This window comes from Kitasatospora dryopteridis (assembly GCF_050749075.1).
Taxonomy (GTDB): domain Bacteria; phylum Actinomycetota; class Actinomycetes; order Streptomycetales; family Streptomycetaceae; genus Kitasatospora.
Window position 1 is genome coordinate 1,825,756 of record NZ_CP192749.1, and the last position, 13,984, is coordinate 1,839,739.

The window sequence follows — 13,984 nt, forward strand, 5'->3', positions numbered from 1 at the left end:
GGGGCGCGGGGAACGGCGCGGAGTGGGAGGGCACTGCATGTGCCTTTCCACTCCGCGCCGTTCCCCGCGCCCCTTCAGTGGTTTTACGGGTGGACGGTCAGGCGGCCGATGGAGGTGCCGTCGGCGACCTTCTGGACGGCGGTGGCGGCCTGGTCGAAGGCGAGGCGTTCGCCGATGAGGGGTTTGACGATGCCCTTGGCTGCGAGGGCGGTGAGTTCGGCGTGGCAGTCGCGGACGGCCTGCGGGTCGTACGTGTTGTACAGACCCCAGTGCAGGCCGAGGATGGCGTAGTTCTTGACGAGGGCGTGGTTGAGGCCGGGGGCGGGGATGGTGCCGCCGGCGAAGCCGACGACGAGGATGCGGCCCTCGAAGGCGATGCACTTGGTGGAACCGGTGTAGGCGTCGCCGCCGACCGGGTCGAAGACGACGTCGGCGCCGCGGCCGCCGGTGGCCTCCTTGACGGCGGTGACGAAGTCCTCGCGGTGGCGGTCGATCACCAGGTCGGCGCCGAGCGCCTGTGCGGCGGCGGCCTTCTCGGGCCCGCCGACGACGCCGATGACGCGGGCGCCTGCGGCCTTGCCGAGCTGGACGGCGGCGCTGCCGACGCCTCCGGCGGCGGCGTGCACGAGGAGGGTCTCGCCGGCCTGGAGGCGGGCGCGGCGGTGCAGGCCGAACCAGGCGGTCTGGTAGCCGATGTGGAGGGCGGCGGCCTCGGCGTCGTCCAGGGCGGGCGGGGCGGTGAAGGCCGCGGCCGGGTCCATCAGGGCGTACTCGGCGAAGGCGCCGTCGGGCAGCAGCGGGGTGCCGATGACGCGTTCGCCGGCGCGGTCGCCCTCGACGATCTCGCCGCAGAGTTCGACGCCGGGGGTGAAGGGCAGCGGCGGGCGGATCTGGTAGTGGCCGCGGCACATCAGGGCGTCGGGGAAGTTGACGGCGGCGGCGAGCACCTTGACGAGGAGCCGGCCGTCGGCGGGTACGGGCCGTTCGGTGTCGGTGAGCCGCATGACCTCGGCGGGTTCGCCGAGTTCGGTGATCTGCCAGGCTTTCATGCGGTGGTGCCCTCCCTCTTCTCGATGGCCTGCTGGAGGTGGTTCATGCCGCCGATCCAGCGGTCGGGGGTGGTGGCGCGGGCCGCGTAGTAGTCGGCGACCTCGGGGTGGGGCAGGATCAGGAAGCGCTCCTCGGCGATCGCCTTGAGCGTGGCCTCCGCCGCCTCCGAGGGTTCGATGGCGTTGGGGGTGAGCAGGACCTGGCCCGCGGCGCCGGTGCCGGTGAGCATGTCGGTGCGGACGCCCTGCGGGCACAGCGCGTGCACCTTGAGGCCGCGGTGCCGGTAGGTGGCGGCGAGCCATTCGGCGAAGGCGAGCGCGCCGTGCTTGGACACTGCGTACGGGGCGGAGCCGAGCATGGTGAGCAGGCCGGCGGCGGAGACGGTGGCGAGGAAGCGGCCTTCGCCGCGCTCCAGCCACTCGGGGAGGAGCTGCTCGGCGGCGCGGACGTGGGACATCACGTTGACGTCCCAGGCGCGGGCCCAGACCTCGGGGCCGGCGTCGGCACCGCCGACGGGGGCGATGCCGGCGTTGGCGCAGTAGACGTCGATCTGCCCGAGGGCGCTGCGGGCGGCGGCGATCAGGGCGGCGACGCCTTCGGCGGAGGCTGCGTCGCCGGGGGCGGGGATGCCGCCGATCCGGGCGGCGACGGCCTCGGCGGCCTCGGCGTCGAGGTCGTTGACGACCACACGGGCGCCGGCGGCCGCGAAGGCTGCGGCGAGGGCTTCGCCGATGCCGCGTCCGGCGCCGGTGACGACGACGCCCTGCCCGGCCGGGCCGGTCACAGCCCGCCGCCCAGGGTCACGCCGCCGTCGACGACGAGGGTCTGGCCGGTGATCCATGCGGCGTCCTGGGAGAGCAGGAAGGCGACGGCGCCGGCGACGTCCTCGGGCAGGCCGAGGCGGCCGAGCGGGTAGGCGCGGACGACCTTCTCCTCGCGGCCCTCGAAGAGGGCCTCGGCGAACTTGGTCTTCACGACGGCGGGGGCGACCGCGTTGACCCGGATGTTCGGGCCGAGTTCGGCGGCGAGCTCCATGGTGAGGCGGATGACGGCGGCCTTGCTGACGCCGTACATGCCGATGTTCGCGGAGGCGCGGATGCCGGCGATGGAGGCGACGTTGACGACCGAGCCGCCGTTCTCGCCCATCCAGGCCGCGTGGGCGCGGCGGGTCCAGGCGAGCGGGGCGAGGACGTTGACGGCGAAGATCTTGGCGGCGACCGCGGGGTCGGTGTCGAGGACCGGGCCGTAGGCGGGGTTGATGCCGGTGTTGTTGACCAGCATGTCGAGCCGGCCGAAGGCCTCCATGGTGCGGGCGACGGCCTCCTCCTGGTGGGCGGGGTCGTCGGCCTTGCCCGCCACGGCTATCGCACACTCGGAGCCGCCGAGGTCGCGGACGGCCTCTTCGAGCGGCTCCGGGTTGCGGGCGGTGATGCAGACCTTGGCGCCGCGCTGGACGAGCTCGCGGGCGATGCCGAGGCCGATGCCCCGGCTGGCGCCGGTGACCAGGGCCACCTGGCCCTTGAAGGAGGGTGTCATCGCCGAACCTTTCGCCGTAATCTTTCGACAGGGTGGTGACTAAGCGCTTGCTTAGCATGTTGGCGACGGCCCACACTGTCAACAGCCGGGCGCACTCCGGCCTTGATCCGTCTGCGAGGATTGACGCCATGACCGACCAAGCAACCGCCGACCTGTGGCCCGGGGAGCGCACCGAGACCGCCCGGCGGCTGCTGCTCGCAGCCGTGGAGTCCTTCGCCCGCCGCGGTTACCACGCCACCACGACCCGGGACATCGCCACGGCCGCCGGGATGAGCCCCGCCGCGCTCTACATCCACTATCCGTCCAAGGCTGCCCTGCTGTCCGAGATCAGCCGGACGGGCCACCGGTCGACCCTCGCCCTGGTCGAGGACGCCGAGGCGTCCAGCGGCGAGCCGGTCGAGCAGATGCGGCACCTGGTCGAGGAGTTCACCGCCTGGCACGCGCGCGGCCACACGGTCGGCCGGATCGTCAACAACGAGTTGCACGCCCTGCCGGAGGACGCCTTCGCCGAGGTCGCCGAGCTGCGCATCCGGATCGAGGACACCGTCCGCCGGATCATCGAGAAGGGCGTCGCCCGCGGCGAGTTCGAGGTGCCGGACGCCCGGACGGCGGCCCGCGCCGTCACCTCGCTCGGCATCGACGTCGCCCGCTGGTACACCGACCGCTCCACCGAGTCGCCCGAGGAGCTCGGCCGCCGGTACGGCGTCCTGGTGCTGCGCATGCTGGGCGCGGAGGCCGGCTGACCCACGGCCCACCCGGGGCGCACCCCGGACCCCTCTGGCGCAATCCGAAGATTAGGCTAGGCTTACCTAACCTGATGAGGAGGGGCGATGTCCGACGCCGTGCCGAGTGGTGCAGAACGAATCCGTACGCTGCTGGAGTGCGCCTCCTCGGTGGTCCTGGACGTGCCGGGGATCGACCTGGTCGAGCGCCCCGGGCTCCCGCCCTTCGTCGACTGCGCGGTGCTCCCGGACGGGGCCGTCGCCGTCCTCGTCGGGGAGACCTCGCCGCTGCACCGGATCGCCGTCCTCGCCCGCGGGGACGGCCCGGTGACCGCCGAGCTGGACGCCGTGGACGTCGCACCGGTCGCCCTGCCGTACCGCATCCGCGGCCGCGCCGCCGTCCAGGGCCCGCTCACCGTGCTCTCGCAGGCCACCCCGGCCCGCATCGAGGCGCTCTTCCCGCACCGCCGCGCCGAGGGCCGGGTGCTGCTCTGCCTGGTGCCCGAACACCTCGCGGTGGAGGACCTGTGGGGCAGCGAGTGCTGCGTCGACCCGGCCGCCTTCGCCGCCGCCGCACCCGACCCGGTCGCCCGCGAGGAGGCCCTGCTGCTCCAGCACCTGGCCGCGTCCCACGCCGACCAGGTGCACGCGCTCGGCCTGCGCGCCGCCGGGCAGCGCTGCGCACCGGACGCCGACGCGATCCGCGAGGTGCGGCCGGTCGCCCTGGACCGCTTCGGCCTGCGGCTGCGGCTGCTCGGCGAGGACGGCCGGATGCTCGACGCCCGCTTCGAGTTCCGCCGCCCGGTGCGGTGCGCCGAGGAACTCCCCGAGGCCATGCGGCGGCTCTTCGCGCACGCCACCGCCGACCGCTGAGCAGGCCGGCCGCTGGGAAGCCCGCCCGGGTCAGCTCTCCTGCAGGGTGTGGCCCGGACCGATCACCGAGAAGTGCCCGCCCTCGGTGTCCCGCAGGCGGGCCGTCCGGCCGTACGGCCCGTCCTCGGCGGGCGCCGCGACACTGCCGCCGAGCTCGACCGCCCGGCGGACGGCCTCGTCGGTGTCGGCGACGGAGAAGAACACCTCCCAGTGCGGGACGCCGCCGAGGGCCGCCCGCAGCGCCGCCACACTGCGGCCCTCCGAGCGCAGCACCACCCGCTCGTGCTCGTAGCGGACCTCGAAGTGGTCGATGTCGCGGGAGTCCCAGCGGAACACCTCGCCGTAGAACAGCGCCGCGGCGAACGGGTCCGGGCTGCGCAGCTCGATCCAGACCGGGGCCCCCGGCTCGCTCATCCAGGTCTCGAACCCGGGCTCGCCCTCCCAGATCCCGAAGGCCGCGCCCTGCGGGTCGGCGGCCAGCGCCACCCTCCCCGCGTCGAAGGAGAGCGGGCCGACCGCCAGCGTGCCGCCGCGCTCCCGGACGCGCTCGCCGGCCCGGTCGGCGCTCTCGATGCCGAAGTACGTCGTCCACGCCACCGGCGGCTGCCAGTCCCCGGCCATCACCCCGATGCCGGCCACCTCCACACCGTCGACCACCGCCCACACGTAGTCGCCCCAGCGGTCCGGCCCGGGCTCGAAGGCCCAGCCGAGCAGGGGGCCGTAGAAGGCCTGGGCGACGCCGAGGTCCCGGGCCATCAGGCTGACCCAGCACGGCACCGCCGGTACGCACCGCACCCTGGCCTTCTGCTCACCCATGCGGGCGTCTCCTTCCGGTTCGTGGCGCTGCTCAGCCTAGGGCGTGTCGGACCGTTCGCGTCGGATCAGCGCGCGCATCCCCGGGCGCACGACCCCGGCACGGCCGCGGGAGGGGCGCGCGCCGGGGTGTCGACGGCACCGATCGGCCCGCGGGAAGGCATGCTCCGGTGTGGCGTGCCCGGTCGGCGGGCGGCGGAGTCGAGCAAGGGAGCGAGCATGGAGCCGTACGTCATCGTCGGTGCGAGCCTGGCCGGGGCGAAGGCCGCCGAGGCACTGCGCGCGGAGGGCCACACCGGCCCGATCGAGCTGATCGGCGAGGAGCCCGACCTGCCGTACGAGCGGCCGCCGCTCTCCAAGGGCTATCTGCAGGGGAAGACGCCGCGCGCCGAGTTCGAGGTCCACCCGGCGGACTGGTACGCCGCCAACGACGTGACACTGCGCCTGGGCACGGCGGTGACCGCGATCGACCCGGACGGGCACACGGTGACCCTCGCCGACGGCAGCCGGGTGGGCTTCGCCAAGCTGCTGCTGGCCACCGGGGCCTCGCCGCGCCCGCTGCCCGTCCCGGGCGGCGACCGGCCGGAGGTGCTGAAGCTGCGCCGGGTCGGCGACAGCGAGCGGATCAGGGCGCAGTTCGCCCCGGGCGCGCGGATCGTCATCGTCGGGGCCGGCTGGATCGGCCTGGAGACGGCGGCGGCCGCCCGGCTCGCCGGCGCAGAAGTCACGGTGCTCGAGGTCGCCGAACTGCCGCTGCTGCGGGTGCTGGGCCGCGAGGTCGCACAGGTCTTCGCGGATCTGCACCGGGCGCACGGCGTGGACCTGCGCTTCGGCGTGAAGGTCGCGGCGGTGGAGGACGGCGGGGTGCGGCTGGCCGACGGCGCCCTGGTGCCCGCGGACACGGTCGTCGTCGGCGTCGGCATCACCCCCAACACCCGGCTCGCCGAGGCCGCCGGGCTGACGGTGGAGAACGGTGTCCGCACCGACGAGCACCTGCGCACCTCGCACCCGGACGTCTTCGCCGCCGGCGACGTCGCCAACGCCTTCCACCCGCTGTTCGGGAAGCCGATCCGGGTCGAGCACTGGGCGAACGCGCTCAACCAGCCCGCCACGGCGGCGAAGTCGATGCTCGGTCAGGACGCGGTGTACGACCGGGTGCCGTACTTCTTCACCGACCAGTACGACCTCGGCATGGAGTACACCGGCTACGCGGAGCCCGAGGGGTACGACGAGGTGGTGTTCCGCGGGGACGTCCCGGGGCGGGAGTTCATCGCGTTCTGGATGTCGGGCGGGCGGGTGCTCGCCGGCATGAACGTGAACGTGTGGGACGTCGTCGACCCGATCCGCGACCTGGTCCGCTCGGGCCGGCCGGTGGACACGGCCCGGCTCGCCGACACCGGCGTCCCGCTGGCGGAGCTCGCGGGCTGACGGGCGTTCCGGTGCCGGACCGATCTGTCGGTGGCATGACCTAGGGTTCGGCCCGGAGACCGTCGCCGGGGAGGGACCGCCATGCCGCACCGAGGACTGCTGCCGCCCCCGGGCCCGGCCCGCGGGCTGGCGGGCGCCCAGCTGACCAATGCGCTCGGCGACGGCGCGTACCTGGTCTGCTCGGCGCTGTACTTCACTCGCGTCGTCGGGCTGTCGGCGACCCAGATCGGCCTCGGGCTGACGCTCGGCTGGGCGGCCGGCGCCGTCGCGGGCGTGCCGCTCGGGCACCTCGCCGACCGGCGCGGGCCGCGCGGCGTGGCGGTGCTGCTGGCCGTCGCCACCTCGGCGGCGGTGGGCGTCCTGCTGGCCGCCGGCTCGTTCGGGGTGTTCCTGGCGGGTGCGCTGCTGTACGGCTGCGCGCAGAGCGGCCTGTCCGCCGCCCGCCAGGCGCTGCTGGCCGGGCTGGTGGAGCCGGGCCGGCGGACGGAGGTCCGCGCCTACCTGCAGTCGACGGTCAACGCGGGTCTCGCGGTGGGCGCGGCGATGGGCGGCGCGGCCCTGCACCTGGACACCCCGGCCGCGTACCGGACGGTGCTGGCGGTGGACGCGCTGAGCTTCCTCGCCGCGGCGGTGCTGCTGTCGCGGCTGCCGTCGGTGGCACCGGCCGCAGTGGTGGCGGGCGAGCCGCGGCTGGCCGTGCTGCGCGACCGGCCGTACGCGCTGCTGGCATTGCTGAACACGGTGATGCTGCTCTACATGCCGCTGCTGTCGCTGATCGTGCCGCTCTGGACCGTCGGGCGGACGGCGGCACCGGACTGGCTGACGGCCGCACTGCTGGTGCTGAACACGCTGACCGTGGTGGTCTGCCAGGTGCGGGTGGCGCGCGGGGTGGACGGGCTCGCCTCGGCCGCCCGGTACGTCCGGTGGGCGGGGGTACTGCTGCTGGCGTGCTGTGCCGCGTTCGCGGCGTCCTCGTCGGGCACCTCCCCGTGGACGGCGGCGGCCGTGCTGCTGCTGGCGGCGGCCCTGCAGGTGGCCGGGGAGATGATGCTGGCCGCCGGCTCCTGGGAGATCGGCTTCGGGCTGGCCCCGGCCGACCGGCAGGGCCAGTACCAGGGCTTCTACGGCACCGGGACGGCGGTCGCGCGGATGGTCGGGCCGGTGCTGCTCACCTCGCTGGTGCTGGGCGGCGGCACGGCGGGCTGGCTGGTCCTGGGCGGGCTGTTCGCCCTGGCGGGCGCGGCGACCGGGCCCGCGGTGCGGCTGGCCGAGCGTTCCCGGCCGTCCGCGGCGGCGGCCGGGAACGGGGGTGCATCCGCGGCGGGACCCGGACCGGCGGTCGGCGCCGCCGGGTAGCACCGGGCAGCGCCGCGGCGTACCGGCCGGGGTGCGGCGCCCCGGCCGGGCCGCGGGTGCCGGGGGCTACATCAGCGGGCGGTCGGAGGCTGCGGCGCCCTCCTTCAGTTCGCCGTGGGCCTTGGTGAGCAACTGCATGGCCAGGTCGTTGAGCGCCCGCGCGCCGGCGACCTCCTCGCCCACCCTGGGCTGCGGGCTGTCGGCGTGGTGCCGGGTGCTGAAGCCGTGCGAGCGCACCTCGGTGCCGTCGGAGAGCCGGACGAGCGCGACCGCCTTCGTCCGGTCGCCCTCCTCCTGGAACTCCAACTCGATGTGCCATCCGACGAGTGTGTGCATCATGGCGGACACCTCCTGGGGTTTCCCCTCCAGCGTGCGCCGCGGCCCGGAACCCCGCCAACACGACCCGGGCGGCGCGCCCCCGGGCATTCCCGTCGGCGCGAGCGGCTGCCCGCGCTGCGGCACCTGCTGGCGCACTACCTGGCGCGGGCGGGCCGCCACGACCTGGCCCTGGAGCAGTTCCGGCTGATCGGGCCGTGGTGCGGCGCCTACCCGTGGACGCGGACGAACGATCCGATCGGCGCCTTCGACACCGCCCGCGCCATATCCGCCACGCTGTCGGCGGCCCCGCGGGTCGCGGCGGCCTGAGGCCGGGGCACCTCCCGGCACCTCGCGGCACGTCAGCGGGCGGCAGGTGCCCCGGGGCCGGTGTCGGGGCGCTCGCAGCCCTCGCGGCCGGTGTCGGCGTGCACCACCTTGACCGGGCGCTGAGGCCCTCCGGGGACGACGCGCTGCGGCAGTCCGCAGCGGGGGCAGATCAGCGGGACGGCGGGTGACATGGCGGCTTCCGCGCCTCGCGGTCGGGCCGGGACCGCCTGCTGCGGCGGCCTGGGTCCGGCCGTCCGCGCGGCGGACCGGCAGGGCGGGCGCGGCCTCCTTCCCCCTCCAGTGTGCGCCCGGCCGGCGCCGCAGCACCAGCTATCTTGAACGCGTTCAGTTCGACTCCAGGAGGCCCGCGCATGAGCTTCACCTACCCGGAGGTCGGGGCAACCGCAGGCACCGGCCCGCTCCCGGCCGGCTACCACCACCTGCACCACCGCACCACGGTCGGCCGCGGGCCGGAGGACTTCGCGGTGGCGGGGCAGGCGGTCACCACCTGGCTGATGCACCGGGCGGCCGGGGTCCGGATCACCGCCGATGCGCCGAACGCCACCGCCGGCACCCGGGTCACGTGCACGATCGGGGCCGGGCCGGTACGGGTCACAGCGCCCTGCGAGGTCGTCTGGGCCGTCGACGAGCCCCGCCGCGCGGGCTTCGCCTACGGCACCCTGGCCGGCCACCCGGAGTGCGGCGAGGAGTCCTTCGTCGTCGAGCTCGCCGCGGACGGCACCGTCCGGTTCACCGTCACCGCCTTCAGCCGGCCCGGCACCCTCCTGACCCGCCTCGCGGGCCCACTGGTCCCGCTCTTCCAGCGGCTCTACGCCCGGCACTGCGGCCGCACCCTGCGCAGGATCACGGCCCGCCGGGCCGCACCCGGCGGCTGACCCCACACGCGCACCGGCCGGGTCGACACCCGCCGCCGCGCCGCCCGCCGCGAGTGGCAGCGGCACCGCGGGGTGCACACGCTGGAAGGCGGAGCACGCCCGCGGCAGAGGGAGCCGGCCATGGTGGACACGGACGTACTGGTGGTCGGGGCCGGGCCGGTGGGGCTCACGGCCGCCGCGGAGCTGCGGCGGCACGGCGCCGACTGCCGGATCGTCGACCGGCTGGCCTTACCGCACCGCTACGCCAAGGCCGTCGGCGTCCAGCCCCGCACCCTGGAGATCTGGGACACCATGGGCCTGGCCCGGCAGGCGCTCGCCGCCGCCGTGCCGCTGCGCGGCCAGCTGAGCTGGATCGACGGCCTGGAGCAGCCGCGGATCGAGCTGCGGCTGCCGCCCGACGTGCCGTACGGCTTCGCCGCGCTGCCGCAGTACACCACCGAGGACCTGCTCACCGGGCACCTGGAGGGGTACGGCACCCGGGTGGAGCGCGGCTGCGAGCTGCTCTCCTTCGAGCAGGACGCCGACGGGGTCCACGCCGTGCTGCAGACGCCGACCGGGACGGAACACGTCCGCTGCCGCTACCTGGTCGGCTGCGACGGCGCCCACAGCCGGGTGCGCAAGGGGCTCGGGCTGGACTTCGGGGGCGGCGCCTTCACCGAGTCGTACATGCTCGGCGACGTGGAGCTCGACTGGGACATGCCCGAGGGGTACGCGGTGCGGGCGGTGCGGCACCTCCCGAACGGCGCACCCGACGACGGGCTGGTCGCGATCCCGCTGCCCGGGCGGGGCCGCTACCGGGTGACGGCGGTCGCCGCCCCCGAGCTGGTGCGGGACGCGAGCGGCCCGGACGGCATCGCGCACGGCCTCGACGCCGGCGGGCCGCCCGGCGTCGAACACCTCCAGGCCGTCGTCGACCGGCTGTCACCGCGGCCGGCGACCGTCTCGGCACTGCGCTGGTCCTCGGTGTTCCGGATCAGCCACCGGCTGGCCGACCGCTACCGGGCGGGACGGGTGTTCGTCGCCGGGGACGCGGCGCACATCCACCCGCCGACCGGCGCCCAGGGCATGAACACCGGCATCCAGGACGCGTACAACCTGGCCTGGAAACTCGCCCTGGTGCTGCGCGGCGCCGCCGGGGACGCCCTCCTCGACAGCTACCACGCCGAACGGCACCCGATCGGCGAGGAGGTCGTCGGCCGCACCGTCCGGCACGCCAGGCAGGGCATCGGCTCGGACGGCCGCAGCATGGAGGACGTGCTGCGCCGCGAGGCCCAACTGCTGGTCGGCTACCCGGACAGCCCGCTGCTCGGCCCGGACGCGGCGGACGGCGCCGCGGACCTACCCGTCCGGCCCGGCGACCGGGCGCCGGACTGCCGCGGTCTCGTCCAGGCCCTCGCGGCCTTCCCGCAGCGGCTCTTCGACCTGCTCCGCGGCCCCGACCACACCCTGCTGCTGTACCTGGGCCCCGACGCGGCCGACGGCCTGCCGGCCGCCTGCGCCGAGGCCGCCCGCGAGGCGGCCCGCGGCGAGCTCGACGTGTACGCCGTGGTAGCCCCCGGCAACGGCGCGGACGGGCTCGCCGTCCCGGCCGTGCGCGACGGCCTGGACGAGTTCCGCACCGCGTACGGGGCCCGCGGCTCCGAGGCCTTCCTGGTGCGCCCGGACGGCTACCTCGCCGGCCGCGTCCACCCGGCCGACCCGTCCGGGATCGCCGCCCTGCTGCACCGCACCTTCGCCCCGACATGACCGCCCGGCCCGACCGCACCGGCCCGACCGCACCGGCCCGACCGCACCGGCCCGACCGCACCGGCCCGACCGCACCGGCCCACCGGGCTCCCCCGCACGGCCGCCCCGGCCGGGGCGCGGTACCGGTCGGGGCGGAGCAGGGGGTCGGACGAGGAGGGCGTCAGGCGCTCTTCGCGGGAACGGAGACCAGCAGCTGGTTGCCGTCGAGGGTGCGGACCTCGAAGTGGTCGATGTCGCCCGGGGCGAGGGCCGCACCGCCGGTGGTCTGCAGTGCGTCGGTGCCGTAGCCGGTGGCAGGCACCGCCCAGGTGGTGACCGTCTGCCGCTCACCGGTCCGGGAGACCGCGACCAGGTCGCAGTTCTTCGGCCCGGTCACGTTGGACAGCGACAGGCTGATGCTGCTGCCCCACTTCTTCGGCTCGACGCCGACGTGCGCGGAGACACCGGTGGCCGGGTCGGTGGCGGCGAACTGCGCGACCGCGGCGGGCGGCGGCGTGTGGTCGTCACCGCCGGTCGCAGCCAGGGTGGCCAGCGGGCCGCCGACCACCAGCACCGCCGCGGCGGCGACCAGCGCCAGTCGGCGCACGCGACTGCGTCTCCGGGTCGCGGAGACCTCGCCGACCAACCGGTCCAGCAGTTGCGGGGACGGGGGCGCGGCCACCGGCCCGGCATCGGCGAGTTCCGCCAGCAGCGGTGCCACGCCGGAGAGTTCGTCGATCTCGGCGGCGCACACCGCGCAGCCGGCGAGGTGCACCTCGAAGCGCTCGAGGTCCTCCGGGTCGAGGACACCGAGGATGTACGCGCCGACGTCGACGTGCTGCCCGTGGTGCGACGTCACGATGTCACTCCTCGCTCCTCCAGCGCGATCTTCAGGGCGCGCAGCCCGTAGAAGATGCGCGACCTGACCGTACCCGCGGGAATACCGAGTTCCGCGGCGGCCTCGTTGACGGTACGTCCCTTGAGATACGTCTCGACGATGACCTCGCGGTGCGCGTCGGTCAGGTCGTCCAGCGCGTCGGAGATGGTCATCAGCCGCAGTGCCTTCTCGAGTTCGTCCTCGGCGGGCAGCAGCTCCAGCGGCGCGGGGTCGACCTCCCGCGGGCGGGCCATGCTGCTGCGGTGGCCGTCGATCACGATCCGTCTGGCCACCGTCACCAGCCACGGGCGCAGGGAGCCGGTGGCGGTGTCGTCCAGACGGTGGATGTTGCGCCAGGCGCGGACCAGCGTCTCCTGCACCACGTCCTCGGCCCGCTGCCGGTCGCCGCCCACCAGGCGCAGCACGAAGCCGAACAGCGGGCCCGCATGGTCCCGGTACAGGGCACGCATCAGTTCCTCGTCTGGCGCCGCGGCCGGGCCGCCGTCGGACGGCGGACCTCCGGCGCCCGCCCTCCGACGGTACGGATGCTCGGTCACGGCGCCATCCTTGCGCACGCGCACCTCCAGGTCGAGACGTTGCCCCGGGTCGGGACGGATCGGGACGGGGCAAAGGGTGCGGCGCCCCGGAAGATCCGGGGTCGCCGCGGCCCTCGAGGCCCTCAAGTCGGGGGCGGTTCCTGTCGATAACGGTGGTGGGTGCGGCGCGGGCGCCCGCGCCGCACCCGACTCCCCGACCGGCGGCCGGGCCCACAGTGCCGTCGGCCGCGGCCGCCGGTGTCGGGCGGTGCCGACGTGCCGGCGGGCCGGGCCTGTCCGGCAGCCGCGGGTTCTCCGCCGGCTGCCGGTGACGGTCGTCGGGTGTCAGTAGCCGTAGCCGCCGCCGGTGGCGGGCGAGGCGGCGGCCGCCGCCTTGGCACCGGTCGGGGTGACGGCCCACCAGATGCCGCCGACACCCTGGCCCTTGGTGTCGCCGGGCTTGGTGTCGGGGGTGTAGCGGTAGAGCGGCCAGCCGTTCAGGGTGACCTGCTTGCTCCCGTCGGCGCGGGTGACGGTGGAGACCAGCTTGGCGTCGATGCCCTTGAGCTGCGGGTTGTCGCTCGCCATCACGGGCGGCCAGAGCTTGGCGCAGTCACCGTTGCAGTTGGAGACCGGCGGCTTGGCGGTGTCCTTGTCGAAGCGGTAGAGCGTGTAGCCGCTGCCGTCGGTGACGATGGTGCCGAGCGTCGAGGAGGTCGCGGTCTGCAGCCCCGTACCGCCGCCGGCGGGCGCCGGGGAGGTCGGGGACTGCTCCGACGGGCTGTTCGGCGTGGCGGGCGCGCTCGCGGCCGGGGCGGTGGTCCCGCCCGCGTTGTTGCTGCCGTAGCCGTCGGATTCGCAGGCGGTGACCAGGGCGATCACGGCGGCGGCGGAGGCGGCGAGCAGGGCGGTACGGCGGATGTCGGGCATGGCTGATTCCCCCACGGTGTGAGTCCGGTGTGTCCGGGCGCTCTCCCCGCGCCCGCACCGGTGAATACGGCTGCGGCGCCGGATCGACTCAACGCGGTGGAAAAAATCTTCGGAATACCTCGGGGGCGGACCGGGTTGACGCCACCGGACCACTTCCGAAGGGCAGGTAGGGCAGATGAGCACGGTCGAGCTGACCACGGAGAACTTCGACGCGATCGTTCCCGGTCCGGAGGGCAAGGACTTCGTTCTGATCGACTTCTGGGCGGCCTGGTGCGGCCCGTGCCGGATGTTCGGCCCGATCTTCGAGAAGGCCGCCGAGCGGCACCCCGACCTCGTCTTCGCGAAGGTCGACACCGAGGCTCAGCAGGAGCTGGCGGCGGCGTTCGACGTGCAGTCGATCCCGACGCTGGCGATCATCCGCGAGGGCGTGCTGGTCTTCGCACAGCCCGGCGCGCTCCCCGAGCCCGCACTGGAGGACCTGATCGCCCAGGCCCGGAAGCTCGACATGGCCGAGGTGCACGAGAAGGTGGCGAAGGCCCGCGCCGAGGCGGAGGCCGCGGCGCAGTCCTGAGCACGCGATCACGCAATGCAGCGGCG

At 75.1% G+C, this 13,984-nt stretch carries 17 protein-coding genes; 8 read left to right on the plus strand and 9 right to left on the minus strand.

The annotated features are described in order from the left end of the window. Window positions 1–83: 83 nt before the first annotated feature. The 3 genes from ACQ614_RS08320 to ACQ614_RS08330 are packed head-to-tail and all read right to left on the minus strand — an operon-like array spanning window position 84 to window position 2,586. The gene (locus ACQ614_RS08320) at window positions 84–1,049 is read right to left on the minus strand and encodes an NADPH:quinone oxidoreductase family protein (RefSeq protein WP_431677740.1); all 966 of its coding nucleotides are present in this window, start codon (window positions 1,047–1,049) and stop codon (window positions 84–86) included. Beyond that, window positions 1,046–1,834 (minus strand): SDR family oxidoreductase, encoded by a 789-nt coding sequence (locus ACQ614_RS08325; RefSeq protein WP_431677741.1) that lies wholly within the window; start codon window positions 1,832–1,834, stop codon window positions 1,046–1,048. Before ACQ614_RS08325 ends, ACQ614_RS08320 begins: the two co-directional genes overlap by 4 nt. After that, a complete protein-coding gene (locus ACQ614_RS08330; protein ID WP_431677742.1) occupies window positions 1,831–2,586 on the minus strand; it encodes an SDR family oxidoreductase in 756 nt (251 codons plus the stop codon). Before ACQ614_RS08330 ends, ACQ614_RS08325 begins: the two co-directional genes overlap by 4 nt. Window positions 2,587–2,714: 128 nt before the next feature. Between ACQ614_RS08330 and ACQ614_RS08335 the strand changes: the two genes are divergently transcribed. Both ACQ614_RS08335 and ACQ614_RS08340 read left to right on the plus strand, forming a co-directional pair. After that, entirely contained in the window at window positions 2,715–3,329 is a 615-nt protein-coding gene (locus ACQ614_RS08335; protein ID WP_431677744.1) for a TetR/AcrR family transcriptional regulator, read from the plus strand. An 87-nt stretch (window positions 3,330–3,416) separates the two neighbouring features. Further along, window positions 3,417–4,181, plus strand: coding sequence for a DUF2470 domain-containing protein (locus tag ACQ614_RS08340; RefSeq protein WP_431677745.1), 765 nt, complete (start codon window positions 3,417–3,419; stop codon window positions 4,179–4,181). A 30-nt stretch (window positions 4,182–4,211) separates the two neighbouring features. Here ACQ614_RS08340 and ACQ614_RS08345 read toward each other — a convergent pair whose 3' ends face one another. Next, a complete protein-coding gene (locus ACQ614_RS08345; RefSeq protein ID WP_363498985.1) occupies window positions 4,212–4,997 on the minus strand; it encodes a VOC family protein in 786 nt (261 codons plus the stop codon). Between the two features lie 216 nt (window positions 4,998–5,213). On the opposite strand from ACQ614_RS08345, the gene ACQ614_RS08350 reads away from it, so the two are divergent. Together ACQ614_RS08350 and ACQ614_RS08355 are read left to right on the plus strand one after the other, a co-directional pair. After that, window positions 5,214–6,422, plus strand: a complete 1,209-nt coding sequence (locus ACQ614_RS08350) for an NAD(P)/FAD-dependent oxidoreductase (protein WP_431677746.1) — start codon at window positions 5,214–5,216, stop codon at window positions 6,420–6,422. An 81-nt stretch (window positions 6,423–6,503) separates the two neighbouring features. Beyond that, window positions 6,504–7,778 (plus strand): MFS transporter, encoded by a 1,275-nt coding sequence (locus ACQ614_RS08355; RefSeq protein ID WP_431677747.1) that lies wholly within the window; start codon window positions 6,504–6,506, stop codon window positions 7,776–7,778. Between the two features lie 66 nt (window positions 7,779–7,844). Here ACQ614_RS08355 and ACQ614_RS08360 read toward each other — a convergent pair whose 3' ends face one another. Then, window positions 7,845–8,117 (minus strand): DUF1876 domain-containing protein, encoded by a 273-nt coding sequence (locus ACQ614_RS08360; protein ID WP_363493681.1) that lies wholly within the window; start codon window positions 8,115–8,117, stop codon window positions 7,845–7,847. On the opposite strand from ACQ614_RS08360, the gene ACQ614_RS08365 reads away from it, so the two are divergent. Next, window positions 8,109–8,423: a hypothetical protein gene (locus ACQ614_RS08365; RefSeq protein ID WP_431677748.1), complete on the plus strand. Its 315-nt coding sequence runs from the start codon at window positions 8,109–8,111 to the stop codon at window positions 8,421–8,423. The two genes, ACQ614_RS08360 and ACQ614_RS08365, sit on opposite strands and share 9 nt — an antisense overlap. Before the next feature lie 32 nt (window positions 8,424–8,455). On the opposite strand, the gene ACQ614_RS08370 is transcribed toward ACQ614_RS08365, so the two are convergent. Next, window positions 8,456–8,614, minus strand: a complete 159-nt coding sequence (locus tag ACQ614_RS08370) for a hypothetical protein (protein ID WP_431677749.1) — start codon at window positions 8,612–8,614, stop codon at window positions 8,456–8,458. A 180-nt stretch (window positions 8,615–8,794) separates the two neighbouring features. Here ACQ614_RS08370 and ACQ614_RS08375 point away from each other — a divergent pair, with 180 nt between their 5' ends. Together ACQ614_RS08375 and ACQ614_RS08380 are read left to right on the plus strand one after the other, a co-directional pair. Then, window positions 8,795–9,319, plus strand: a complete 525-nt coding sequence (locus ACQ614_RS08375) for a DUF1990 family protein (protein WP_431677750.1) — start codon at window positions 8,795–8,797, stop codon at window positions 9,317–9,319. Between the two features lie 120 nt (window positions 9,320–9,439). Next, complete coding sequence (locus tag ACQ614_RS08380; protein ID WP_431677752.1) at window positions 9,440–11,065, plus strand: FAD-dependent monooxygenase; 1,626 nt, start codon at window positions 9,440–9,442, stop codon at window positions 11,063–11,065. A 160-nt stretch (window positions 11,066–11,225) separates the two neighbouring features. On the opposite strand, the gene ACQ614_RS08385 is transcribed toward ACQ614_RS08380, so the two are convergent. From ACQ614_RS08385 to ACQ614_RS08395, 3 genes are all read right to left on the minus strand, one after another. Continuing rightward, window positions 11,226–11,903, minus strand: coding sequence for an anti-sigma factor family protein (locus ACQ614_RS08385; RefSeq protein ID WP_431677753.1), 678 nt, complete (start codon window positions 11,901–11,903; stop codon window positions 11,226–11,228). Continuing rightward, window positions 11,900–12,496, minus strand: coding sequence for a sigma-70 family RNA polymerase sigma factor (locus ACQ614_RS08390; RefSeq protein ID WP_363493688.1), 597 nt, complete (start codon window positions 12,494–12,496; stop codon window positions 11,900–11,902). Before ACQ614_RS08390 ends, ACQ614_RS08385 begins: the two co-directional genes overlap by 4 nt. Window positions 12,497–12,802: 306 nt before the next feature. Further along, window positions 12,803–13,387: a hypothetical protein gene (locus ACQ614_RS08395; protein ID WP_431677754.1), complete on the minus strand. Its 585-nt coding sequence runs from the start codon at window positions 13,385–13,387 to the stop codon at window positions 12,803–12,805. Window positions 13,388–13,562: 175 nt separating this feature from the next. Here ACQ614_RS08395 and trxA point away from each other — a divergent pair, with 175 nt between their 5' ends. After that, complete coding sequence (trxA, locus tag ACQ614_RS08400) at window positions 13,563–13,958, plus strand: thioredoxin (RefSeq protein ID WP_431677756.1); 396 nt, start codon at window positions 13,563–13,565, stop codon at window positions 13,956–13,958. Window positions 13,959–13,984: the final 26 nt, after the last annotated feature.